This is a genomic window from Streptomyces sp. JH14 (genome assembly GCF_029428675.1).
Classification (GTDB): Bacteria; Actinomycetota; Actinomycetes; order Streptomycetales; family Streptomycetaceae; genus Streptomyces.
The window spans coordinates 3,647,393-3,669,817 of sequence record NZ_JAJNEL010000001.1 but is presented as its reverse complement, the minus strand read 5'-3'; the positions used below and the strand labels follow the sequence as shown (position 1 = coordinate 3,669,817).

Sequence of the window (22,425 nt, the reverse complement as noted above, 5' to 3'; positions counted from 1 at the left end):
GGCACGCCCGGCCCGTACCGGGGACTTCCGCATTCAGGGTACGCATCCGCGGCACCTTCGCCCGCCCCCGGAATAGGGAGGGCGGGTGCCCCGTTGTATCGTGCGAAGAAGTAGTTCAAGTTTCAACAATAAGCACTCACCGTTATGGAGGCGGGCGCCATGCAGTTCGGGATCTTCACCGTCGGAGACGTCACCACCGACCCCACGACCGGTACGACACCGACCGAGCACGAGCGGATCAAGGCGACCCTCGCCATCGCGCTCAAGGCCGAGGAAGTGGGCCTCGACGTCTTCGCGACCGGTGAGCACCACAACCCGCCGTTCGTCCCGTCCTCCCCGACGACCACGCTCGGCTACATCGCGGCCCGCACCGAGAACCTCATCCTCTCGACCTCGACCACGCTCATCACCACCAACGACCCGGTGAAGATCGCCGAGGACTACGCCACGCTGCAGCACCTCGCGGACGGCCGCGTCGATTTGATGATGGGGCGCGGCAACACCGGACCGGTCTACCCGTGGTTCGGCCAGGACATCCGCCAGGGCATCCCGCTCGCCATCGAGAACTACGCCCTGCTGCACAAGCTGTGGCGTGAGGACGTCGTCGACTGGGAGGGCAGGTTCCGCACGCCGCTGCAGTCGTTCACCGCGACCCCGCGCCCGCTGGACGGCGTCCCGCCGTTCGTCTGGCACGGTTCCATCCGCTCCCCGGAGATCGCGGAGCAGGCCGCGTACTACGGCGACGGCTTCTTCCACAACAACATCTTCTGGCCCATCGAGCACACCAAGAAGATGGTGAACCTCTACCGCCAGCGGTACGCGCACTACGGGCACGGCACCGCCGAGCAGGCCATCGTCGGCCTCGGCGGCCAGGTGTTCATGCGGAAGAACTCGCAGGACGCGGTACGGGAGTTCCGCCCGTACTTCGACAACGCGCCGGTCTACGGACACGGGCCGTCCCTGGAGGACTTCTCGCAGCAGACACCGCTGACCGTCGGTTCGCCGCAGGAGGTCATCGAGCGGACGCTGTCATTCCGTGACGCCGTCGGCGACTACCAGCGCCAGCTGTTCCTGATGGACCACGCGGGGCTCCCGCTGAAGACGGTCCTGGAACAGCTCGACATCCTCGGCGAGGAGGTCGTCCCGGTGCTGCGCAAGGAGTTCGCGAACATGCGGCCGGCCGGCGTGCCGGACTCCGCCCCCGTCCACCCGGCCGTCGCCGCCCGCACGAAGGAGATCTGACCCACCATGCACACCGAGGCCCTGAAGATCGTCGCCGTCTCGGCCGGACTGAGCCAGCCGTCGTCGACCCGGCTGCTGGCCGACCGGCTGGCGGCGGCCGCCCGGGAGCGGCTGACCACCGACCAGGACCGGCCGGTCGAGATCCGGGTGATCGAGCTGCGCGATCTGGCCGTCGACATCGCGAACCACCTGGTGACGGGGTTCCCGTCGCCGGCCCTGGACGAGGCGATCGAAGCGGCGGCGGAGGCCGACGGCCTGATAGCCGTGTCGCCGGTCTTCACCGCCTCGTACAGCGGTCTGTTCAAGTCGTTCTTCGACCTGATCGGCAACACGACGCTGACCGGCAAGCCCGTGCTGATCGCGGCGACCGGGGGCACCGCCCGGCACTCGCTGGTCCTGGAGCACGCGATGCGGCCGCTCTTCGCGTACCTGCGGGCCACCGTCGTACCGACATCCGTGTACGCGGCGTCGGAGGACTGGGGTTCGTCCGGGGACGAGTACACCGAGGGACTGCCGTCCAGGATCCGGCGCGCGGGCGGCGAGCTCGCGGGCATGATCGCGGGCGGCCGGGCGGTCTCCGGGGCGTCGAGGGCACTCGGACTCGACGACGCGGTGGTGCCGTTCGAGCAGCAGCTGGCAGACCTGCGACTGGACTGAACGCCTGAATGTCTGGTTTGACTGCAGTTATCCGCAAAGATGCAATGCGACGTGTATCCGCGGATGCGAGCTGAACCGAGCTGGAGGCAGAGATGGGCAGGATCGTAGTGGGCGTGGACGGCTCCGAGCAGTCGATCAAGGCGCTGCACTGGGCCGTACGCCAGGCCGAGCTGACCGGCGACTCGGTGGAGGCCGTCAACAGCTGGGAGTACCCCGCGACCAGCTGGGCGTCCATGATGCCGGGCATGCCGGAGGACTTCGATCCGCAGGCCGTGGCGATCGTGTCGCTCACCGAGGCACTGGAGGAGGCACTCGGAGCGGAGGGCGCCGCCGCGGTCAGCAAGATCGTGGTGATCGGCAACCCGGCGGAGGCCCTGCTGGACCGGGCGAAGGGCGCGAACCTGCTGGTCGTCGGGGCGCGCGGGTACAGCGGGTTCAAGGCGACCCTGCTCGGCTCGGTCAGCCTGCACGTCACCCAGCACGCGCCGTGCCCGGTGACGGTCGTCCGCGACTGAGCGGTCCCGGGCGGAACGGGAGGCCCCCGCGCAGGTGTGCGCGGGGGCCTCCCGCTGCCTACAGCGCCACCACGTCCGCGACGACGCAGGCCACGTTGTCCGGGCCGCCCGCCGCGTGGGCCAGCGCGACCAGTTCCCGAACGGCTGTGTCCGGGCCGTCCGCCGCGCCGAGCACCCGGGCCAGTTCCGTACCGGCGACCACCGCCGACAGGCCGTCCGAGCAGAGCAGATAGCGGTCGCCGGGCCCGGCGTCCTGCAGGCGTACGTCCGCGCGTCGCGCCGGGTCGTCCTGCCCTGGCCCGCCCACCAGGGCCTTGAGCAGCAGAGCACGCTGCGGGTGCGAGAACGCCTCCTCCTCGGTGAGCGAACCGTCGTCGACCATCGACTGGACCAGGCTGTGGTCGTGGGTGATCCGGAACAGCTCGCCACCGCGCAGCAGATACGCCCGCGAGTCCCCGATGTGCACCAGACCCAGCTGCGAACCCGTCCACATCAGCGCGGTCAGCGTCGTCCCCGACCCGTCCGGCGCCCCGTCGCTCCCCGCGACCGCGTCCCGTACCGCCTGCGCGGCCAGGTCCGCCGCATCCTGCAGGGCGTTCAGGAGCTCCGCGGCCGGCACCGCATGGCCCGCAGCGCCGCCCACCGCCCCGCGCGCCACCGGCTTCAGCGCGTCGATCGCTGCCGTGCTCGCGCCGGCGCCGCGGTCCCCGAACCCGTCGGCGACCGCGAGCAGCCGGGAGCCGGCGAACGCCGCATCCTGGTTGATCTCGCGCACCGCACCCGGGTCGGACTGCGCCGCGTACCGGATTCCCAGCGTGCCCAGGGTCCCCCGGGCCGTGTCCATGTGCGACATGGTGACTTCCTCCGCTGACAGATGATCGACGAGGAAGATCGCCAGGTCCCGCCGGGCCGCCGTCTCGGCCTCCACCTGCGCCCAGTACGCCCGTATCGCGGCGGCGGCCGCGCCCGCATCGAGCGCGACCACCTCCGCGATCCCGGCCAGCGGCATCCCGATCCGGCGCAGCCAGGCCACCAGCCTGGCCGTCTCCAGCTGCGTCCGGTCGTAGTACCGGTAGCCGTTCACCGGATCGACCAGGGCGGGCCGGAGGAGGCCCAGTTCGTCGTAGCGGCGCAGGGTCTTCGCCGACAGCCGTGACGACCGGGCGAACTCCCCGATCGTCACCAGTGCCGCCGTGTCCTTCGCACGCGTCTCGCGTTCCACCGCAACCTCCTCGTACCGGGCGGTCCGCCCGGCCCCGCCGATGCTGGGGCTTCCCCCGCGGAGAAGGTCAAGGATGAAGGAGACGGAGGGAGGACGGAGGCGGTCAGTGCTTCCTCACGTAGAACGAGTAGAAGGCGGTCACCAGCATGCCGGCGCCGGTCACCAGCCCCACCACGGAGGCGGCGAGCACGCTCTTTCCGGACAGGCTGTAGAGGAAACCGACCGTACCGCCGAACAGCGTGCCGTAGGCGAGGGCCTTCGCCTCCACCGGCAGTTGCTTCTGCGCCCGGCCGAGGGCGTAGCAGAGCCCCGCCAGGACGGCACCGGAGATCAGACCGAGCGCGAGCTGCGTGCCCGTGAGCACGCCACCGCCGCGCACGATGGACGTCGCCCACCAGCCCGCGATCACTCCCAGCGTGACGGGCACGGCCCAGCTGAGCGTGCTGGGGCGCCGTGTGCGCGCCGGCGTGGCGCGGCGCGTCGGCATCGAAGCGTGTGTGGCCATGGCCGAGAGCTCCTTCCGTCACCCCCTGATCCCTCCAGGGCACACCCGGCCGCACCGCCCGGCAACTCGAATGGCTCACGGTCCGCGGGCGCGCCGTCCGTGTCCGGGATTTCCTTGGGGGATGCGGACCTGTCTCTCAGCGACTCTGTCGATGGTGGTACTCGTCCTGCTCGCCGTCCTCGTCCCGCTGAGCGCCCTGTCCGCCTGGGTCGATCTGGAGATCGACAACACGGACCGGTACGTGGCCGCGGTGGAGCCGCTCGCCTCCGACCCGGGGGTACAGGGCATCGTGTCCGATCTGATCACCGACCAGGCGATGACACAGATCGACGCCGGGCCGCTCCAGGGCGCCCTGCGGGACTTCCTGCACGAGGCGGTGCAGTCGTTCACCACCACGGATGCCTTCCGTACCGCCTGGGTCGCCGCCAATCGCACGGCGCACACAGCCGTCACCGCCGCGATGAACGGTAAGAGCGGCGAGGCCGTGGTCATCGATCTCGGGCCGGTGATGGAGCAGGTCAGACACAATCTGGTGGACAGTGGGGTGCCGCTCGCCAACCAGATCCCCGTCCAGCACACCGACATCACCCTGATCTCCGCCGACCGCGCCGACCAGCTGCGCTCCACGTTCCGCCTGCTGCGGGCCGGCAGCATCTGGCCCGCCGTCGTCACCGTGGTGTTCGCCGTCGCGGCTGTGGCCGCGGCCGCGGTGCGCGGCGGGCGGAGCGCCGCGGCGGCCGCCGCGGCAGTCGTCGGGGCCGGCTTCGCGATCGGCGCGCTGATGCTGCGGGGATTGCTCGCGATCGCCAGGAACCGGGTGCTGGCCGGGGTTCCCGGGAGTGATCGCGACGGGGCTGCGGCGGTGTACGACGCGCTGACGGCTTCGCTCCGCACGACGGTGTGGATCGTCCTCGCAGTGGGACTCGCGCTGGCGCTGTGCGCGACGGCCGCCCGGATGTGGGCGCGGCGGCGGGAGGCCGTACGGATTTGATCCGCCGGCGGCCACCGGATTCGGCGTGCGGCAGCACACGGGCCGGGCAAGAGTGGAGCCCAGACTGCGTCACCGTCGGGGCGACTGAGAGGTCTTCCGTATGCGAGCCGTGGCCGTCAGCGCGTTCCGGGCCGAACCGGCCCTGATCCAGCTGCCCAAGCCGGAACCCGAACCCGGCGGCGTACGGGTGAAGATCGAGTACGCCGCGCTCAACCCGTCCGACTGGCAGACCGCGGACGGCGCCCTGGAAGGACTGGCTCCGCATGTGTTCCCGCTGGTCATCGGGGTGGACTACGCGGGCCGGGTGGACATGATCGGCAGCGGCGACAACCGTTTCCGGGTCGGCGACCAGGTCTTCGGCCGGGTCACCGAATCGCCGGTCGGCGCGGGTACGTACTGCGAATACGTGTCCGTACCGCAGGACTCCGCGATCACACTGATCCCGTCCGGACTGTCGCCGCGCACCGCCGCCGCGCTGCCGTCCGCCGGGATGACCGCCGCCCAGATCCTGGACACGGCGGTGCTGCGCGGTCACGAGAGCCTGCTGATCATCGGTGCTGCGGGCGGTGTCGGCAGCTGTCTGACGCAGCTTGCGTCGGCCCGGGACCTGCGTGTTCTCGCGGTGGTGCGCGGCGACGAGCAACGGCGGATGCAGGCGCTCGGCGCCGCCGTCACGATCGACACGACGGCCCGTCCGCTCGAAGCGGCGGTACGGGAGGTGTCCGCGGGCGGGGTCGATGCGCTCGTCGACCTGGTCTCCGGCACACCGGAGGCGTTCGCGGTCCATGCGGCACTGGTCCGCGACGGCGGCGTCGCGGTGACCACGCGGGGCGTCGCCGGCGGGGCGGCCGTTCCGCCGGGCGTCGGGGCCATCGACTTCCGTCTCGAACCGACACCCGTGCTGCTCGACGTCCTGGCTGCCGGGGCCGTGGAAGGCGTACTGCAGGTGCCCATCGACGCCGAACTCCCGCTGGAGAAGGCGCCGCAGGCCCTCGACCGGAACCGCACGGGCGGCGCCCGCGGCAAGACCTTGTTGGTGCTCCGGCCCACACCTCGGGGGAGAGGCCGCGCCCGCACGCGGTGACGGTTGCCCGACCGGCCACCCTCGGTGAGCGGCAGCCGTACCCGGGCTCAGGCCGGATGATCCCCGGGGCCACGGCTCTGGAGGCGCTCCATCTCGCGGCGGTCGCGTTTGGTGGGGCGGCCCGCACCGCGGTCGCGGACCGGCACCTGGATCACCGCTTCCCGCGGCGGCGGGGGCGGGCTGTTGTCGACGAAGCACTCGGCGGCCACCGGAGGGCCGACCCGCTTCTTCACGATCCGTGACACGACGACGATCCGGTCCCGTCCGCCGTGCCGGAGCCGTACCTCGTCTCCCACATGCAGGGTCTGCGCCGGCTTGGCCCGCTCGCCGTTGACCTTGACGTGCCCTGCGCGGCAGGCGGCAGCAGCCTGCGAGCGGGTCTTGGTCAGCCGTACCGACCAGATCCAACTGTCGACGCGGACGCTTCCCTCCGCCTGTGGCGCCTCACCCGAAACCATGGTTCCGACTCTAGGGCCTTGCGTCCGGAGTCGGTGACGGACGACCACACAGGAGGTGTGCGTGCCGGACCCCGTGAGCCCGGAGTGATCCGGACGGAAGACCCAGGGTCCCGGCGGGTCGTGCAGGTGACCGCACAGCCCGCAGCGCCCACGTCTCGCCGGCTGTAACCACAGGACTACGATGCGGACGATCTCCCGAGCGGACCGGCCGCACCACCGTCCGGACTTCCGGGGATCTGTTTCTGACATGCCGCCACATGTCGTGCCGTTGAAGGATGTACGGGGACACCGGCCGGGGCACGGCGCACTTCCGGAAGCAGTTGAGAACAGCGATGAGCAGCACGCCCGACAGGCCCGGCCGTGGGCTCCAGCCCAACGTCCTCGGCACGTTCCACACGATCGTGATGGCCGTTGCGGGCAGCGCCCCCGCCTACTCGCTGGCCGCCACCAGTGCCGTGCTCGTCGGCACGGTCGGTCTCGGCGGACCCGCCGCCCTGCTGTACTGCGCCATACCGATGCTCGGCATCGCCCTCGCCTACCGTCAACTCGGCCGGATCGACGTCAACGCGGGCGCCGGCTACTCCTGGGTGGGCCGGACCCTCCACCCCTTCCTCGGCTTCCTCAGCGGCTGGGCGCTGGTCGTCGCGGCGACCCTCTTCATGGTCGCCGGATCGCTGCCCGCGGGGACGATGACGCTGACCGTCATCGACTCCCGGTTCGCCGACGACACGACGCTCGCCACCCTCATCGGGGCCGGCTGGTTCCTGGTGATGCTGCTCGTCGTGCTCGGCGGGGCACGGCTCAGCGCCCGCGCCCAGCTGCTGATCTCCGGGGTCGAGCTGGTGATCCTGCTGGCCTTCGCGGTCCTCGCACTCGTCCACGGAACCACGGCGGGCCGGAACACGGGTACCGGCACCGCGCATGCCTTCGACTGGTCGTGGCTCGGCTTCGGGCACTTCGACGGCGTCTCCGGCTTCGCCTCCGGTGCGCTCATCGCGGCCTTCTACTACTGGGGCTGGGACGTCACCGGCAACCTCAGCGAGGAGACCCGCAACAGCCGCCGCACCGCGGGCCTGGCCGGGATCGTGGGCGTGCTCACCGTTTTCGCGCTCGTCGAGGTGTTCACCATTGCGGTGAACGTGATCCTCTCCGCCGACGACATCGAGCGGCACAGCACCAACGTACTGACCGTGCTCGGTGAGCAGGTCTGGCCCGGCGTCGGCGGAAAACTCCTGGTGGTGGCAGTGATGCTGTCGACCGTCGCGACGCTGCAGACGACGCTCATCCAAGTCACGCGCTCCCTGTTCGCCATGGGCCGCGACCGTACGATGCCCGCCGCGTTCGGCCGGGTGCACCACAGCTGGAACACCCCGTGGGTGGCGGTCGCCACCGTCGGCGGCGTCGCCCTCGCCCTGATCCTCGCCTCCCTGGCCCTCGGTCCGGTCCACCGCATCCTGGGCGTGGCCGTCGAGGCGATCGGACTGCAGGTCGCCGTGTACTACGGTCTCGCGGGCCTGGCCGCGGTCGTCGCGTACCGCAAGATGCTGCACCGCTCGGTCGCGGACTTCGTCCTCGGCGGACTCTGGCCGCTGACGGGCTCGCTCTTCATGTTCTGGATCTTCTTCGAGGCGCTCGGCAGCTTCAGCAGGACCGCGCTCGTGCTCGGCCTCGGCAGTCTCGCCGTGGGAGCCGTCCCGATGCTCTGGTACTGGCGGCAGGGCAGCTCGTACTACCGGCCGGCGAAACTCGACGCCTCGCGGACCGTGCAGGCCGGGGAGCCGTCCGGCTACGCCCACTCCACCACGATCGTCACCGACTACTGATGGCCGGACGCCGCCGCACGCCCCCGCCCGTGCGCTTCGACCCGGACCTCGGCGACCGGCCGCTCACCACGGCCCGCCAGGACATCGTCATCGGCCGCTGGCAGGGCGTACGCGACCTGCTGCACGCCACCGGCGACCACTGGGCCCTGCGCACCCACCGGGTCCGGCTGCTCGCCCACGCCGTCGCGGGCAGCACCACCGTGGAGACCTGGCTCGCCGCCGAACCGAAGAGCGCCGACGCGCAGGTGCTCAAGGCCGCGACCGAAGTGGTCCGGCTCTTCGGCCGGGCCGTCACCGCAGGCCGTGGCGCCGGGCTCGACCGGAACCGCGTGGACCGGGTCGTCGACTGCTGCCTGCGGGCCGCCGGCAGCTGCCCGCCCGACCCGATGCCCTGGGCGTCCCTGCTGACCGTGGCGCGGCTGTACGAGGACGGGACCAGGCACCGGGTCACCCAGTGGTGGGACGAACTGCTCCGCCGCGATCCGCACCACATGGAGGGACACGCCCAACTGCTGCGGTACTACTCGGCACGCTGGCACGGCACCCACGGCACCATGTACGACTTCGCCCGCGCCGCGGCGGGCGCGGCGCCGCCCGGTTCGCCGCTGCCGGTGCTGGTGCAGATCGCCAGGGTCGAGGAGTACCGGTACGTCTCCGACGCCACGCACGGGCGGCCCGTCGTCCCGCCGCGCACCGGGCAGCAGCACTGGGACCACGAGCTGGCCGTCACCGAGGTGCGCCGCACCTGGGAACGGTGGCTCGGGATGCGCGAGGCGGGGCCGGTGCCCGCGCAGGAGGTCGGCGAACTGAACTACCTGGCGCACGCGGCGTGTTACGCGGGACGGGCGGTGGAGGCCGCGGACGCGTTCCGGTTACTGGACGGCCGGGCGGTGCGGGTGCCGTGGTCGTACACCGGGGACCCGGAGGCACAGTTCACGCGGTGGCGCCGCCAGGTCGCCACCGCATGAGCCGCCGTACGCGCGTCCGGAAACCGGACGCCGATGTCACGGACGCACGGTACGACGCCAGGTGCACAGCCACGCGGTACGAAGCACTCCGCATGAGCGGGGAGTGAAATCGGGTCCACCGCTGCCCGATTGACACGGGCGCGGGCCGCACCAACGAACGGCCGGATCCGGCCGCTAACCTTACGTATCCGCCCTGGCCAGGGATAAATTCCCGCAGTACGGACATTCATCGCACTCAACTCATGCGAAAGGCCTCGCCCATGGGCATTCGGAGCTTGCTGCGCAAGGTGTTCGGCCGCGACCGCACGGAGCAGGACCAGCCGGCGACGGCAACGGTCCCGCCCCAGTCGGAGCGCACCGGGCCCACGGAGTCGGAGCCCGCCGTCGTCACGGTGACGGCGGACGAGACGGTGGTCGAACCCGCCCCGGCCGCCAAGGCCTCGGTGCCCGCACCCGCCTCACGCCGGTCCGGCTCGGGCGGAGGCGGGCTGGCGGCGGACCTGGTGGCGGAGGCCTTCGACAAGGCCTCCGCCCCCACCCCGAAGCCCACTCCCACGGTCCCGGCCCAGGGCTCGGCCCCGAAGCCGGTCGCCGCCGAGACCCCGGTGGAGCCGGCCGCGGAGGCGGACACCGCGGTCGCCGCGCCGGAAGCAGCAGCCGAGCCCGTCACGCCCGAGGCCCGGCCTGAGCCGGAGGCTGCTCCGGTCGCTGCCGAGGCCGAGGTTGCGGAGGTCGCCGAGCCCTCGGCCGAAACCGAGCCCGAGACGGCGGCCGATGTCGAGGTCGAGGTCGAGGTCGAGGCAGAGTCCGCCACCGTTGTGGCCGAGCCCGCGTCGGACGAGCCCGAGGTCAAGGCCGAGGCGGAACCGGTCGCTGTTGTGGCCGAGCCCGAGACGGAGACCGCCCCGGCCGTCGCCGAGGCCGAGCCGGAAGCCACGACGGAGCCCGCCGCCGCCGCCGCAGCCGAGCCCGAGGTCGGGATCGAGGCCGAGCCTGTCGCCGCCGACGTGGAGGCCGAGCCGGTCTCCGCCGTGGCCGCACCGGCTGCCGACACCGCCCCTGCCGCCGAGCCCGAGCCTCAGGTACGTGAGGTCGTGGAGCCGGCCCCCGCCAACGGGGCCGACGCCGAACCGGAGACCCCGGCCGAGGCCGAACCGGTCCTCGTCGCCGACGCCGAACCGGAGACCCCGGCCGAGGCCGAACCGGTCCTCGTCGCCGACGCCGAGCCGAAGGCCCCGGCCGAGGCCGAACCGGTCCTCGTCACCGCCGACGCCGAGCCGGTCGCCGCCGACGTGCTGCCCGAGCCGGATGCCGAGCCCGCGGCCGCAGAGGTCACCGAGCCCGCCGTCGGGGCCCCCGGCCCTGCTGTCACCGCCGCCCACGTCTCGTCGCTCGCACCCGCGCTCGTCGACCCGTACGGCGCGGCCCGGGACGCGCTGCAGGCGCACGGGCTGACCGGGCTCCGGGCCACCGTGTACCTGGTGCTCGACCGTTCCGGCTCCATGCGGCCGTTCTACAAGGACGGCAGCGCCCAGCACCTGGGCGACCGCACGCTCGCGCTCGCCGCGCACCTCGACGAGAACGCCACCGTGCCCGTCGTCTTCTTCTCGACCGACATCGACGGCACCGGCACGGTCGGCCTCGCCGACCACGAAGGCCGGATCGACGAGCTGCACGCGGGCCTCGGCCGCCTGGGCCGTACCAGCTACCACCGCGCCGTCGAGGAGGTCGTCGCGCACTACGAGAAGTCGGAGACCACCGGCCCCGCGCTGGTGATCTTCCAGACGGACGGCCCGCCGGACGCCAAGCAGCCCGCCAAGCAGGCGCTCGCGGAGGCGGCACGGCTGCCGCTGTTCTTCCAGTTCGTCGCGTTCGGCGACGAGGACGCGAAGGGCTTCGACTTCCTGCGGAAGCTGGACGCCCCGAACGCCGCGTTCTTCCACGCCGGCCCGACCCCGGCCGAGGTGCCGGACGCCACGCTGTACCGCGAGATCCTCGCCGCGCTCCCCGGCTGGCTCGCGGCCCGCGGGACGGCCGCCGGAAACGGCTGACCCGACGGTCCGGCCTGCAGACGTACGGTCACGGCGCGCCCGCCTCCGGGCCCGGCGCCGCCGTGACCGTACCGGCACCGGTCATCGGTGTGAGTGGATCTTCCGCGGGCCGTTAGGATTTCGACCATGGCGGCCACTGGATCCGAGAAGCAGGGGGCGACGGCGTACTACGTCTCGACCCCCATTTACTACGTCAACGACGCTCCTCACCTGGGCCACGCCTACACGACCGTCGCAGGCGACGTGCTCACCCGCTGGCACCGCCAGCGTGGCGAGAAGGTGTGGTACCTCACCGGCACGGACGAGCACGGTCAGAAGATCATGCGCACTGCCGAGGCGAACAACGTCACCCCGCAGGAGTGGTGCGACAAGCTCGTCGAGGAGGCATGGAAGCCCCTCTGGGAGCACCTGAACATCGCGAACGACGACTTCATCCGTACGACGGAGAAGCGGCACACGGACCGTGTGCAGGAGTTCGTGCAGGACCTGTACGACAAGGGCGAGATCTACAAGGGCGGGTACGAAGGCCCGTACTGCGTGGGCTGCGAGGAGTACAAGCTCCCCGGCGACCTCATCGAGGCGGAGGACGGCACGAAGCTGTGCCCGATCCACAAGAAGCCGGTGGAGATCCTCAAGGAGGAGAACTACTTCTTCAAGCTGAGCGAGTACGGCCCGAAGCTGCTGGAGTTCTACGCGAACAACCCCGGCTTCATCCAGCCCGAGTCGGCCCGCAACGAGGTCGTGAACTTCGTCCGGCAGGGTCTGCAGGACCTGTCGATCTCGCGCTCGACGTTCGACTGGGGCGTCCCCGTGCCGTGGGACGAGAAGCACGTCATCTACGTGTGGGTCGACGCGCTGCTCAACTACGCGACGGCGGTCGGCTACGGCGCCAACCAGGAGAAGTTCGACGGAACGTTCCCGGCCGACGTGCACCTGGTCGGCAAGGACATCCTCCGCTTCCACGCGGTCATCTGGCCCGCGATGCTGATGGCGCAGGGTCTGCCGCTGCCCGGCAGGGTCGCGGCCAACGGCTGGCTGATGGTCGGCGGCGAGAAGATGTCGAAGTCGAACCTGACCGGCATCAAGCCGCAGGACCTGACGTCGCACTTCGGCGTGGACGCGTACCGCTGGTACTTCCTGCGGGCGATCGCGTTCGGCAGCGACGGCTCGTTCTCCTGGGAGGACTTCACCGCCCGCTACACCTCCGAGCTCGCCAACGACTACGGCAACCTCGCCTCGCGCGTCGCCGCCATGGTCGGCAAGTACTTCGGCGGGGCGCTCCCGGAGGCCACGGCCGTCGGTGACGCCGAGAAGGCGGTCCAGGAGGGTCTCGCGAAGGCCGTCGCCACGGCCGACCGGAAGATCGGCGAGGAGCTCGACTTCCAGGCCGGCATTCTGGCGATCTTCGAATTCGTGAAGCAGGTCAACGGCTATATCACGGAGCAGGAGCCCTGGAAGGTCGCCAAGGACGAGTCGCCCGAGGGGCGGGCCCGCCTCGCGACGATCCTGTACACGGCCGCCGAGGCGCTCCGCGGTGTCGCGGTCCTGCTGAACGCCGTCATGCCGGAGACCTCACAGAAGCTGTGGGAGTCGCTGGGCGCCGAGGAGTCCCTGGGCGCGCTGCCCGACCAGCGCGTGCAGGACGCGGGCCGCTGGGGTCAGCTGCCCGCGGGCGCGACGGTGACGAAGGGTGCGGTGCTGTTCCCGCGCCTGGAGGAGAAGCCCGCGTAACGCTGCGGCTCGGTACGCAGATGAGGGGCCGGACCGGTCATGGTCCGGCCCTTCTCGTACGCATGGGCAGGGGCGGCTCCTGCAGGTGACGTCCGGTCAGCGCGCCAGCGCCGCCGCGTCGCCCATCACGATCACCGGGACCTTGGCCGGTTCGAGGATGCGCAGCAGCTCCCTCATCCGGTCCTCGGGCAGCGAGATGCAGCCCTGGGTCGGTCCGCCGTGGTCGACATGGAGCCAGATGCCGCCGCCTCGCTCGTCACCGAGCGGACGGGTCCGGTCCAGCGGGGAGACCCCGGGAACGCGGTTGTAGTCGATGGCGATGACGTAGTCGAACGACCCCTCGAGGGGCTCTCCGTGGAGCCCTTCACCGCTCACCGCGAAGTCGGAGCTCTGCTCGTACGGGAACGCGGTGCCCGGAGCTTCGAGCAGGCCGCCCGCGGACGTCAGCCCGTAGACGCCGATGGGGGTGCGGAGGTCGTCCACCCAGTGCTCGTAGGTCCAGCCGTACAGGGCGTTGTGGGCGGGCCACGGACCGGCGGCCGGCTGCCAGCCCGCCGCGGGGTCCTCGCGGGTGTAGAGAACGGCGGTGGCCAGGCTGGAGTCCTCGGAGTCGCCGGTGACGACCAGCGCCTGCCGGGACTCGGGCGGGATCGCGGCCCTGATCTCCGGTCCCAGCAACCGGATCCCGCGGGGCTGGGTGGGGGCGGCCGGCCCGCGCGCGGCGACCCCGGGACCCGCCGCACCCGATCCGCCGGCCGGTGCGGCGGAGCCGGGGCTTCCGACGGCGGTGGGGCGGGGGGCGAGGCCGACCGCACTGCATCCGGTGAGCAGCACGAGCAGTGCGGCGCAGACGACGTGCGACAGACGCCTGCGCATGGAGGGACGGGGCACCGGTTCGGGAACAGGCACGGTTTCGAGGACGGGCACGGGGAGCTCCTGGCAGTCGGCGTCGAGGGCGGCGGGGCGAAGGCCCCTGTACCGAAGCCCCGAGCCAGTCTTTGCCGAGTCGGCCGACGGCTAATCAGACAAAGGGGCCATCCGGGCGCATCAGATCCGGTGCCGTCCGCGTTTCCCGGCGTGTCCTGCTGGGCGAATCCGGCCTGCTTATGTAGGGGAAAGGGCCCGGAAGCGCACCCTGTCGTGGCGATTCCGGGCCCATCCCCTCCGCGGGGGAACGGAGCGTCAGAGGTCCGTGCCGTCGTGCGTCTCATCCGGGTCGACACCCATCGTGATCGACCCGACGACGCCACGCGCCATGTGGTTCTTGCGGTACGAGAGCTTCATCAGCCCGCCCGTGACACCGCTCTGGTCGTAGATGGTGTCCTCGGTGAGGGTCGTACGGGTGGTGGTACTGGTCGAGTACGGCGCGATCTTCGCCGAGTCGAGCACCGCGGACTCCGCGAAGAAGAACTGACCGGTGTGGCAGGTGCGTCCGCCCTCGTACCCGGCGTCGGTCATCTTCCCGCCTACGTGCACCTTGGTGTGAATGTGCACACAACGGCCCTGGTACCAGCCAGGGAAGATCGTCCTGAACTCCACGTACCCGTGCTTGTCGGTGAGCTGCGTGCCGCGCAGATAGCGCTCGTCGTCGGTGGGCTCCGCATGCCCGCCCCCGCCGCCGCCACCGGGCCCGCCGGACGGAGGCGTGCCCGTCGGGGCGCCGGTGGGGGCACCGGTCGGGGCATCCGTCGGGGCGCCGCTCGGCGGCGTGCCGCCACCGCCGGGGCCGCCGGCGCTCATCGACTCGTAACCGGAGTAGATGCCGAGCGCATCGCAGTGCCAGATGTCGACGGCCGCATGGCTCAGGGATTTGCAGGTGTCCGAGTCGATCACCTTGAGGCGGAGGGTCATCGGGATGCCCTCCCTGTCCTCGGTGATGTCCTTCCGGATCTTGTCGGCGTCGATGTAGTACGGCCCCTCAGTGGTCTCCGAGGTCAGCCGGTAACACTCCTCGCCCTGTCCGGCGGCGGACTTCTTTCCGCTGCCGCCGCTCGTGACCTCGTCGGCCGAGGCACCGGCCACCGCACCCGCCCCGATCCCGGCGGCCACGATGGCCGCACCACCGGCGAACACCATCCGGCGACGCGTCATGTCCTTCTTGTGTGCGGGTCCTTGAGTCTCTGTCATGGGAGGTGAGGCTAGGCAGGGGAGCTGGCAGGGGCGTGTGTGCCGGCTGTGCCTTGCTGTGGAGAGCGGCCACGACGCGGAACAGCCCCCGGCCGAAGGCCGGGGGCTGTTTCACGTGCAACCGAAGCGGAACCGGTGACGCTTACTTCGCGCCGGTGTCCCTCGCCACCGAGTCCTTGGCCTCGGCCTTCTCCTTCACCGGCGCGGCGGGCTTGCGGAGCTGGATGTTCAGCTCGCGCAGCCGCGCCTCGTCCAGCACGGTCGGAGCGCCCATCATCAGGTCCTGCGCGTTGCCGTTGAGCGGGAAGGCGATCGTCTCGCGGATGTTGGGCTCGTCGGCGAGCAGCATCACGATGCGGTCGACGCCCGGGGCGATGCCACCGTGCGGCGGGGCGCCGAGACGGAACGCGCGGAGCATGCCCGCGAACTCGTGCTCGACGGTCTCGCGGTCGTAACCGGCGATCTCGAACGCCTTGAGCATCAGCTCGGGCTCGTGGTTGCGGATGGCGCCGGAGGACAGCTCGATGCCGTTGCAGACGATGTCGTACTGCCAGGCGAGGATGTCCAGCGGGTCCTTCGTCTCCAGGTCCTCCAGGCCACCCTGGGGCATGGAGAACGGGTTGTGCGAGAAGTCGATCTTGCCGGTCTCCTCGTCCTTCTCGTACATCGGGAAGTCGACGATCCAGCAGAACCGGAAGACGCCCTCCTCGAAGTGGCCGGCGCGCTTGGCGGCCTCGACCCGGACGGCCGACATGATCTTGGAGACCTCGTCGAACTCGCCGGCACCGAAGAAGACGGCGTGACCCGGGACGAGCGAGAGACGCTCGGTGAGGGTCTTGATGTCCGTCTCGGTGAGGAACTTGGCGATCGGTCCGGCCAGCGTGCCGTCCTCGCCGACGCGGACCCAGGCCAGGCCCTTGGCACCCTGCTCGACGGCGTACTCACCGAGGCCGTCGAAGAACTTGCGGGACTGGCCCGCGGTGTCCGGCACCGGAAGGGCGCGGACGTGCTTGCCGGCGAACGCCTTGAACTCCGAGCCGGCGAAGACGTCGGAGATGTCGACGAGCTCCAGCTTGGCGCGCAGGTCGGGCTTGTCGTTGCCGTACTTCAGCATCGACTCGCGGAACGGGATCCGCGGGAACGGCGACGTGACGTGCCGGCCGTTGCCGAACTCCTCGAAGAGCTCGGTCATCAGCTTCTCGATCGGCTGGAAGACGTCCTCCTGCTCGACGAACGACATCTCGACGTCGAGCTGGTAGAACTCGCCCGGCGAGCGGTCGGCGCGGGCGTCCTCGTCGCGGAAGCACGGCGCGATCTGGAAGTAGCGGTCGAAGCCCGAGATCATCAGCAGCTGCTTGAACTGCTGCGGGGCCTGCGGCAGCGCGTAGAACTTGCCGGGGTTCAGCCGGGACGGGACGACGAAGTCACGGGCACCCTCGGGGGACGTCGCGGTGAGGATCGGGGTCGCCATCTCGTTGAAGCCGAGGGCCACCATCTTCGCGCGGATCGAGGCGATGACGGCGGAGCGCAGCATGATGTTGCGGTGCATGCGCTCACGGCGCAGGTCGAGGAAGCGGTACTCCAGACGCCGCTCCTCGTTGACCCCGTCGTCGGTGTTGATCGTGAAGGGCAGCGGGGCGGCCTCGCCCAGTACCTCGACCTCGGTGACCTCGATCTCGATCTCGCCGGTCGGGAGATCCGGGTTCACGTTGTCGGCGCCACGTGCGGAGACCTTGCCGTCGATCCGGACGACGGTCTCCTTGGTGAGCTTCGACAGGGCGTCGTTGCCGGGGGTGCCGGGGCGGGCGACGAGCTGCACGAGACCGTAGTGGTCGCGCAGATCGATGAAGAGGATGCCGCCCAGGTCTCGACGATTGTGCAGCCAGCCGCTCAGCCGGACGTCGGTGCCGACGTCAGAGGCGCGGAGCTCGCCGCAGGTGTGGGACCTGTACCGATGCATCGTCGTTCATCCAGTCTTCGCGGTTGGGGTGGATTCAGCCTCCCCAGGCTACCGCCCGCGCCCGCACGACTTCATTGACATAAACATTTCAAGATCATCCGGCGGGTCCGGACCACCCGACGGCGGCGGTCCTCGGTGGCGTCCACGGAGCACATATTCCTAAAGTGGGGCAATGCGCACCGAGGACGTCCTGGCCGCGACCGCGACCGGCCTGTGGCGCTGGGACAACACAGCCGGGACGGTCACGCTCGACGCAGAAGCCGCCCGGCTGGTCGACCTGCCCGCCAGGGACGGTGTCTTCCGCGAGGCCGCGGTGCGCGCGCGTTTCCACCCGATCGACTGGAACGAGATCTACGGGGTGGTGAATCTCGCCATCGCCGAAAACACCCTGGCGGAGGCCCGGCTGCGCATCGTCGACGGGGACGGCCGGGTGCTCCGTACCGTACGCAGCCGTTCCAAGCCTCTGCGTGTCGAGTCGGCCGACGGCTCGACGTACGTACTGGTCGGCACCATCCAGGAGGTCCCCGAACCGCAGCCGGGCACCGCCGGGGCGCACACACCCATCACCGGGGACTGGCGCCGGTCCCGGGAGGCGTTCCTGCTGGACGCGGGGCGGGCGCTCGCCGAGGCCCGTTCCACGGAGGAGGTGCTGCGGGTCGCCGCCTCGCTCTCCATGCCCGGCTTCTCACCGGACGGACTCGCCGTCTTCGGCGTCGCGGGCGACCGGCTGACGATCACCGGCCACCACGGCCAGACCATGGGCGACGAGGACCCGTTCAACGACATGCCGCTGGAGACCGACTACCCGGCCGCCGAGGTCGTACGGACCGGGCGGGCGATCTATCTCCCGTCGCCCGAGGAGTACCGACGCCGCTTCCCGGTCACCTGGCCGCTCGCCAGCCGCTTCGGACGCCGCTCCTGGGCCTTCCTCCCACTGATCGTTTCGGGCCGCACCATGGGCGCCTGGATGGCGGGGTTCCGGCACCCGGTGTCGTTCTCGCCGGACGAGCGTTCCGTGCTGACGACGGTGGCCCGGATGCTCGCACAGGCCCTGGCACGGGCCGGGGAGGCGGAGACCGAGCGGGAGCTGTCGCAGGGACTCCAGCGGTCGATGATGCCGACCCTGGACCCCGACATCCCCGGGATGACGGTCGCCGCACGCTACGTACCGACCGGTGGCGGGCTCCAGGTCGGTGGCGACTGGTACGACATGATCCCGCTCCCGAACGGCCGTATCGCCCTCGTCATCGGCGACGTCCAGGGCCATGACGTGCGGGCGGCCGGGCTGATGGGCCAGCTGCGGATCGCCCTGCGCGCGTACGCCTCCGAGGGGCACAGCCCGGACGCGGTGCTCTCGCGCGCCTCCCGGTTCCTCTCCGGGCTCACCGACGCGTACGACGACGGGAAGCAGACCGGTCCGCGGTTCGCGACATGTCTGTACGCGGAGGCCGACCCGGAGACCGGGACGCTCGATATCGCGCGGGCCGGCCACCCCGACCCGGTCGTGATCAGCAGCGACGGGACGGCGGTCATCCGGCAGACCGGCGGCGGACTGCCGCTCGGCATAGAGACGGACACCGACTATCCGACGACCCGGGTGGTCCTGCAGCCCGGCGACACGATCATGCTGTGCACGGACGGCCTGATCGAGACCGGCGGCCACGACCTGACCACCGGCTGGGACCGGCTCCGGCCGGTTCTGGAACAGCACACCGGGGACCTGGAGAAACTCGCCGACGCGCTGGTGCAGGCCGTGCACGGGCCGACCTCGCACTACACGACCGGGCCGCTGGCCGACCGCCGTGAGGACGACATCGCGGTGCTCGTGCTGCGCCGCGAGGACGGCCCGACGAAGCGGGCCGCAACGCGCCGTACCGCGATGACCGTCGCGCAGGCCGAGCCCGAACGGATCGCGGCCGCCCGGCAGCAGCTGCGCGAGCTGCTGCACGACTGGTCGGACCCGGAGCAGGTCGACACGGCCGTGCTGCTGATCTCCGAGATCACCACGAACGTCCTCCTGCACACGGACGGCGACGCGCTGATGGTCGTCGAGGTCGGCACGGACCGGGGCGGGCGATGCCTCCGGGTGGAGGTGACGGACGGCAGTGACGAACTGCCGCACAAGCGGCGGCCCGGCGAGATGGCTTCCAGCGGGCGGGGGCTGGTGCTGATGCAGCTGCTGGCCGATGCGTGGGGTGTGGAGCCGCGGGGGGCCGGGAAGTCCATCTGGTTCGAGCTGTACGAGTCGTAGGAGGCGGGGCGGTCACCGGGGAGCGCCCGGGTGGCCGCTTTGCCGTCAGCCGCCGGGCGGGCCCGATGCGCCGGGCGGAGGCGGTGCGCCCGGGGGCGGCGCAGCACCCGGGGCGGAGGCGTACCCCTTGCGGAGCTCGCCGACGACACCGAAGGCCGCAGCGCACACCGGTACCGCCAGCAGCAGGCCCAGCAGGCCCGCCACGCTCGCACCCGCCGTCAGCGCGATCATGATCATGGCCGGGTGCATCTGGACCGTTCGGCTCTGGATCACCGGCTGCAGCACGTGCCCCTCCAGCACCTGGACCGCGAGCACCACACCGAGCACCCAGATCGCGATCACGACCCCCCGGTCCGCGAGCGCGACCAGGACGGCGACCGCACCCGAGAGGAACGCGCCGAGGTACGGGATGTACGCGCCGACGAAGACCAGCGCGCCCAGCCCCACCGCGCCCGGCACCCGCAGGATCAGCAGACCCACCGCGATGCAGGTCGCATCGATCAGCGCAATGAACGTGGTGCCGCGCATGAAGCCCTCGACGGCCTCGAAGGCCCGCCGCCCCATCGCCTCGACCAGCTCACCGGTGTCGCGCGGGGCGAGGCTGTGGGCGAGGGCCGCGGCCCGGTCGGCGTCACGCAGGAAGAAGAAGGTCAGCAGCAGGGCGAGGACGCTCGTCGCGATCAGCGAGCCGACCAGGCTGATCCCGGTGAGCAGCCCGCCCGCGGCACCCGCCCCGAACTTCTCGACGAGCTTCTGCGCATTGGCGGCGAGGTTGTCCACATTGATGTCGCGCGCGAACCCGAAGTGGTCGACGACCCACTGACCGACGTCCTTCAGTGACCGGACGATCTGGCCGCCGGTGTCGATGAGCGCGGTGACGACGATGTACCCGGCGCCGCCGACCACCGCGACGAGCAGCACACAGGTGAGCCCGGCGGCCAGCGACCGGTTGACCCCGCGGGCGACGAGCCAGCGGTGGACGGGGCCGAGCAGCGCCGTACCGAGCAGGGCGAGCAGGACGGGTGTGACCGCGGTCTTGAGGGTGACGCACAGCCAGATGGCGACCGCGGCAACGCCCATGACCAGCAGAAGCACGACGCACCAGGCGGCTGTTCGCCGCGCGGCGTCGGGCAGGAGGGGCTTCCGGGTCTGCACCCTCCCACCCGATCACGGCGCGGGAGCCGTGTCCCGCCCGACGGTCCGCATGGGTGACGGACCGTCAGTGAGGACCGGCGGCAGGGTCACTCACCCATGCCGTGGACCGCGGGCACGGTGCCGAGGCGGCCGGCCTGGAAGTCCTCGAACGCCTTCTTGAGTTCGGCCTGGCTGTTCATGACGAACGGGCCGTAGTGCGCCATCGGCTCCCGGATCGGACGGCCGCCGAGCAGCACGACCTCCAGGTCGGGCGTGTTGCCGTCCTGCTTCTCGTCCGCACGGACGGTCAGCGAGGACCCGGCACCGAAGACCGCGGTCTGCCCCATGTGGACGGGGCGGCGCTCCTCACCGACCGTGCCGCGGCCGGCCAGCACGTACGCGAGTCCGTTGAAGTCCTCGCGCCACGGCAGGGTCACCTCGGCGCCGGGGCGCACGGTGGCGTGGACCATCGTGATCGGGGTGTGGGTGACGCCCGGGCCCTCGTGACCGTCGAGCTCACCGGCGATGACGCGGAGCAGCGCGCCGCCGTCCGGGGAGGCGAGGAGCTGGACCTGGCCGCCGCGGATGTCCTGGTAGCGGGGGGGCCATCATCTTGTCGGCCTTGGGCAGGTTCACCCAGAGCTGGAGGCCGTGGAAGAGGCCGCCCGACATGACGAGGGACTCCGGCGGGGCCTCGATGTGCAGGAGGCCGGATCCGGCCGTCATCCACTGGGTGTCACCATCGCGGATGGTGCCGCCGCCGCCGTTGCTGTCCTGGTGGATGAAGGTGCCGTCGATGATGTACGTGACGGTCTCGAAGCCGCGGTGGGGGTGCCAGGGGGTGCCCTTGGGCTCGCCCGGCGCGTACTCCACCTCGCCCATCTGGTCCATCATGATGAACGGGTCGAGGTACTTGTAGTTGATCCCGGCGAACGCACGGCGAACCGGGAAGCCTTCACCTTCGAATCCGCTCGGCGCCGTGGTGACGGCGAGCACGGGGCGGGCCGTGGCGTCGCCCGAGGCGGCGACCTTGGGCAGGGTCAGCGGGTTTTCGACGGTCACTGCGGGCATGAGAGCCACCTCCGGGATTGTCCTGGTTCCAATTTAGTTGAACAGTGAACATCTTGCAAGGGGTGCCTCATTCCCGCGCCGCCGCAGCACCCCCCGGACAGCGAGAAGGGGTCCGTACCGCTCGGGTACGGACCCCTTCTCGAAGGTCAGGAATCAGCCATACATGCGACGCATCGCGAAGTCGACCATCTGCTCGACGGCCTTGGCGTCGAAGACCATCCGGTGCTCGCCCTCCATGTCGAGGACGAACCCGTAGCCGGTCGGCAGCAGGTCGATCACCTCGGCGCCGGTGATCACGAAGTACTTGGACTCCTTGCCCGCGTACAGCCGCAGCTCCTTGAGCGTGGTGAACATGGGGATCACCGGCTGCTGGGTGTTGTGCAGGGCGAGGAAGCCGGGGTTGTCGCCGCGCGGGCAGTAGACCTTCGAGGTCGCGAAGATCTGCTGGAAGTCCTCGGCGGACAGGGATCCGGTGGTGAAGGCCCGTACCGCGTCACCGAGGGAGGGCGGCGAGGGCTCGGGGTACAGCGGCTGCTCGCCGTAGCCGCCACCCATCTGCTGCTGCGCGCCCTGATTCTGGTCGTAGCCGTACATGCCTCAAAGAGTAATCGGACACATCGCCGCCTCGAGGGGTT

18 protein-coding genes and 1 pseudogene are annotated in these 22,425 nt (G+C 70.9%); 10 read left to right on the top strand and 9 right to left on the bottom strand.

Annotated features, from left to right (window positions below; genetic code table 11):
* Positions 1-159: 159 nt before the first annotated feature.
* The 3 genes from LRD69_RS16545 to LRD69_RS16535 all read left to right on the top strand — a co-directional run bounded on the left by LRD69_RS16545 (position 160) and on the right by LRD69_RS16535 (position 2,414).
* Complete coding sequence (locus LRD69_RS16545; protein ID WP_277327338.1) at positions 160-1,242, top strand: LLM class flavin-dependent oxidoreductase; 1,083 nt, start codon at positions 160-162, stop codon at positions 1,240-1,242.
* 6 nt (positions 1,243-1,248) lie between these two features.
* A complete protein-coding gene (locus LRD69_RS16540; protein ID WP_277327337.1) occupies positions 1,249-1,899 on the top strand; it encodes a CE1759 family FMN reductase in 651 nt (216 codons plus the stop codon).
* Between the two features lie 92 nt (positions 1,900-1,991).
* Positions 1,992-2,414 (top strand): universal stress protein, encoded by a 423-nt coding sequence (locus tag LRD69_RS16535; protein WP_277327336.1) that lies wholly within the window; start codon positions 1,992-1,994, stop codon positions 2,412-2,414.
* A gap of 58 nt (positions 2,415-2,472) precedes the next feature.
* Here the strand turns inward: LRD69_RS16535 and LRD69_RS16530 are convergent, their stop codons facing one another.
* Together LRD69_RS16530 and LRD69_RS16525 are read right to left on the bottom strand one after the other, a co-directional pair.
* Positions 2,473-3,636, bottom strand: a complete 1,164-nt coding sequence (locus LRD69_RS16530; protein ID WP_277327335.1) for a MerR family transcriptional regulator — start codon at positions 3,634-3,636, stop codon at positions 2,473-2,475.
* Positions 3,637-3,739: 103 nt separating this feature from the next.
* Positions 3,740-4,141 (bottom strand): hypothetical protein, encoded by a 402-nt coding sequence (locus tag LRD69_RS16525; RefSeq protein ID WP_277327334.1) that lies wholly within the window; start codon positions 4,139-4,141, stop codon positions 3,740-3,742.
* Between the two features lie 121 nt (positions 4,142-4,262).
* Between LRD69_RS16525 and LRD69_RS16520 the strand changes: the two genes are divergently transcribed.
* Both LRD69_RS16520 and LRD69_RS16515 read left to right on the top strand, forming a co-directional pair.
* Positions 4,263-5,132 (top strand): hypothetical protein, encoded by an 870-nt coding sequence (locus LRD69_RS16520; protein WP_277327333.1) that lies wholly within the window; start codon positions 4,263-4,265, stop codon positions 5,130-5,132.
* 100 nt (positions 5,133-5,232) lie between these two features.
* Positions 5,233-6,216: an NADP-dependent oxidoreductase gene (locus LRD69_RS16515; RefSeq protein WP_277327332.1), complete on the top strand. Its 984-nt coding sequence runs from the start codon at positions 5,233-5,235 to the stop codon at positions 6,214-6,216.
* A gap of 47 nt (positions 6,217-6,263) precedes the next feature.
* On the opposite strand, the gene LRD69_RS16510 is transcribed toward LRD69_RS16515, so the two are convergent.
* The gene (locus LRD69_RS16510) at positions 6,264-6,674 is read right to left on the bottom strand and encodes an RNA-binding S4 domain-containing protein (RefSeq protein WP_277327331.1); all 411 of its coding nucleotides are present in this window, start codon (positions 6,672-6,674) and stop codon (positions 6,264-6,266) included.
* 332 nt (positions 6,675-7,006) lie between these two features.
* Between LRD69_RS16510 and LRD69_RS16505 the strand changes: the two genes are divergently transcribed.
* The 4 genes from LRD69_RS16505 (at position 7,007) to metG (ending at position 13,247) form a co-directional block, all read left to right on the top strand.
* The gene (locus LRD69_RS16505) at positions 7,007-8,497 is read left to right on the top strand and encodes an APC family permease (RefSeq protein ID WP_277327330.1); all 1,491 of its coding nucleotides are present in this window, start codon (positions 7,007-7,009) and stop codon (positions 8,495-8,497) included.
* The gene (locus LRD69_RS16500; RefSeq protein WP_277327329.1) at positions 8,497-9,465 is read left to right on the top strand and encodes a hypothetical protein; all 969 of its coding nucleotides are present in this window, start codon (positions 8,497-8,499) and stop codon (positions 9,463-9,465) included. The genes LRD69_RS16505 and LRD69_RS16500 overlap by 1 nt, the downstream gene beginning before the upstream one ends.
* Before the next feature lie 260 nt (positions 9,466-9,725).
* The gene (locus tag LRD69_RS16495; protein WP_277327328.1) at positions 9,726-11,516 is read left to right on the top strand and encodes a VWA domain-containing protein; all 1,791 of its coding nucleotides are present in this window, start codon (positions 9,726-9,728) and stop codon (positions 11,514-11,516) included.
* Positions 11,517-11,642: 126 nt separating this feature from the next.
* Positions 11,643-13,247 carry a methionine--tRNA ligase gene (gene metG, locus LRD69_RS16490; protein WP_277327327.1) on the top strand — a complete coding sequence of 535 codons (1,605 nt, stop codon included), beginning with the start codon at positions 11,643-11,645 and terminating at the stop codon, positions 13,245-13,247.
* Between the two features lie 96 nt (positions 13,248-13,343).
* Here the strand turns inward: metG and LRD69_RS16485 are convergent, their stop codons facing one another.
* From LRD69_RS16485 to aspS, 3 genes are all read right to left on the bottom strand, one after another.
* On the bottom strand, positions 13,344-14,123 hold the full coding sequence (locus tag LRD69_RS16485) for a L,D-transpeptidase family protein (RefSeq protein ID WP_277329758.1): 780 nt from the start codon (positions 14,121-14,123) through the stop codon (positions 13,344-13,346).
* 306 nt (positions 14,124-14,429) lie between these two features.
* Positions 14,430-15,374, bottom strand: a complete 945-nt coding sequence (locus LRD69_RS16480) for an intradiol ring-cleavage dioxygenase (protein ID WP_277327326.1) — start codon at positions 15,372-15,374, stop codon at positions 14,430-14,432.
* Between the two features lie 142 nt (positions 15,375-15,516).
* The gene (aspS, locus tag LRD69_RS16475) at positions 15,517-17,334 is read right to left on the bottom strand and encodes an aspartate--tRNA ligase (protein ID WP_277327325.1); all 1,818 of its coding nucleotides are present in this window, start codon (positions 17,332-17,334) and stop codon (positions 15,517-15,519) included.
* A 172-nt stretch (positions 17,335-17,506) separates the two neighbouring features.
* Between aspS and LRD69_RS16470 the strand changes: the two genes are divergently transcribed.
* A complete protein-coding gene (locus LRD69_RS16470) occupies positions 17,507-19,585 on the top strand; it encodes a SpoIIE family protein phosphatase (protein WP_277327324.1) in 2,079 nt (692 codons plus the stop codon).
* Between the two features lie 45 nt (positions 19,586-19,630).
* Here the strand turns inward: LRD69_RS16470 and LRD69_RS16465 are convergent, their stop codons facing one another.
* From LRD69_RS16465 to LRD69_RS16455, 3 genes and pseudogenes are all read right to left on the bottom strand, one after another.
* Entirely contained in the window at positions 19,631-20,740 is a 1,110-nt protein-coding gene (locus LRD69_RS16465) for an AI-2E family transporter (RefSeq protein WP_277327323.1), read from the bottom strand.
* A gap of 86 nt (positions 20,741-20,826) precedes the next feature.
* Positions 20,827-21,790 (bottom strand): annotated as a pseudogene (locus LRD69_RS16460) (pirin family protein).
* A 153-nt stretch (positions 21,791-21,943) separates the two neighbouring features.
* Positions 21,944-22,384, bottom strand: coding sequence for an SseB family protein (locus LRD69_RS16455; protein ID WP_030930244.1), 441 nt, complete (start codon positions 22,382-22,384; stop codon positions 21,944-21,946).
* Positions 22,385-22,425 lie beyond the last annotated feature (41 nt).

Excerpts from the sequence above, each read along its gene's own strand:
- LRD69_RS16535 (WP_277327336.1), top strand. The coding sequence starts at position 1,992 with ATGGGCAGGATCGTAGTGGGCGTGGACGGCTCCGAGCAGTCGATCAAG.
- LRD69_RS16485 (WP_277329758.1), bottom strand. The coding sequence starts at position 14,123 with ATGCGCAGGCGTCTGTCGCACGTCGTCTGCGCCGCACTGCTCGTGCTG.
- metG (WP_277327327.1), top strand. The coding sequence starts at position 11,643 with ATGGCGGCCACTGGATCCGAGAAGCAGGGGGCGACGGCGTACTACGTC.
- LRD69_RS16545 (WP_277327338.1), top strand. The coding sequence starts at position 160 with ATGCAGTTCGGGATCTTCACCGTCGGAGACGTCACCACCGACCCCACG.
- LRD69_RS16495 (WP_277327328.1), top strand. The coding sequence starts at position 9,726 with ATGGGCATTCGGAGCTTGCTGCGCAAGGTGTTCGGCCGCGACCGCACG.
- LRD69_RS16480 (WP_277327326.1), bottom strand. The coding sequence starts at position 15,374 with ATGACAGAGACTCAAGGACCCGCACACAAGAAGGACATGACGCGTCGC.
- LRD69_RS16515 (WP_277327332.1), top strand. The coding sequence starts at position 5,233 with ATGCGAGCCGTGGCCGTCAGCGCGTTCCGGGCCGAACCGGCCCTGATC.
- LRD69_RS16505 (WP_277327330.1), top strand. The coding sequence starts at position 7,007 with ATGAGCAGCACGCCCGACAGGCCCGGCCGTGGGCTCCAGCCCAACGTC.
- LRD69_RS16540 (WP_277327337.1), top strand. The coding sequence starts at position 1,249 with ATGCACACCGAGGCCCTGAAGATCGTCGCCGTCTCGGCCGGACTGAGC.
- aspS (WP_277327325.1), bottom strand. The coding sequence starts at position 17,334 with ATGCATCGGTACAGGTCCCACACCTGCGGCGAGCTCCGCGCCTCTGAC.
- LRD69_RS16455 (WP_030930244.1), bottom strand. The coding sequence starts at position 22,384 with ATGTACGGCTACGACCAGAATCAGGGCGCGCAGCAGCAGATGGGTGGC.
- LRD69_RS16525 (WP_277327334.1), bottom strand. The coding sequence starts at position 4,141 with ATGGCCACACACGCTTCGATGCCGACGCGCCGCGCCACGCCGGCGCGC.
- LRD69_RS16520 (WP_277327333.1), top strand. The coding sequence starts at position 4,263 with ATGCGGACCTGTCTCTCAGCGACTCTGTCGATGGTGGTACTCGTCCTG.
- LRD69_RS16510 (WP_277327331.1), bottom strand. The coding sequence starts at position 6,674 with ATGGTTTCGGGTGAGGCGCCACAGGCGGAGGGAAGCGTCCGCGTCGAC.
- LRD69_RS16470 (WP_277327324.1), top strand. The coding sequence starts at position 17,507 with ATGCGCACCGAGGACGTCCTGGCCGCGACCGCGACCGGCCTGTGGCGC.
- LRD69_RS16500 (WP_277327329.1), top strand. The coding sequence starts at position 8,497 with ATGGCCGGACGCCGCCGCACGCCCCCGCCCGTGCGCTTCGACCCGGAC.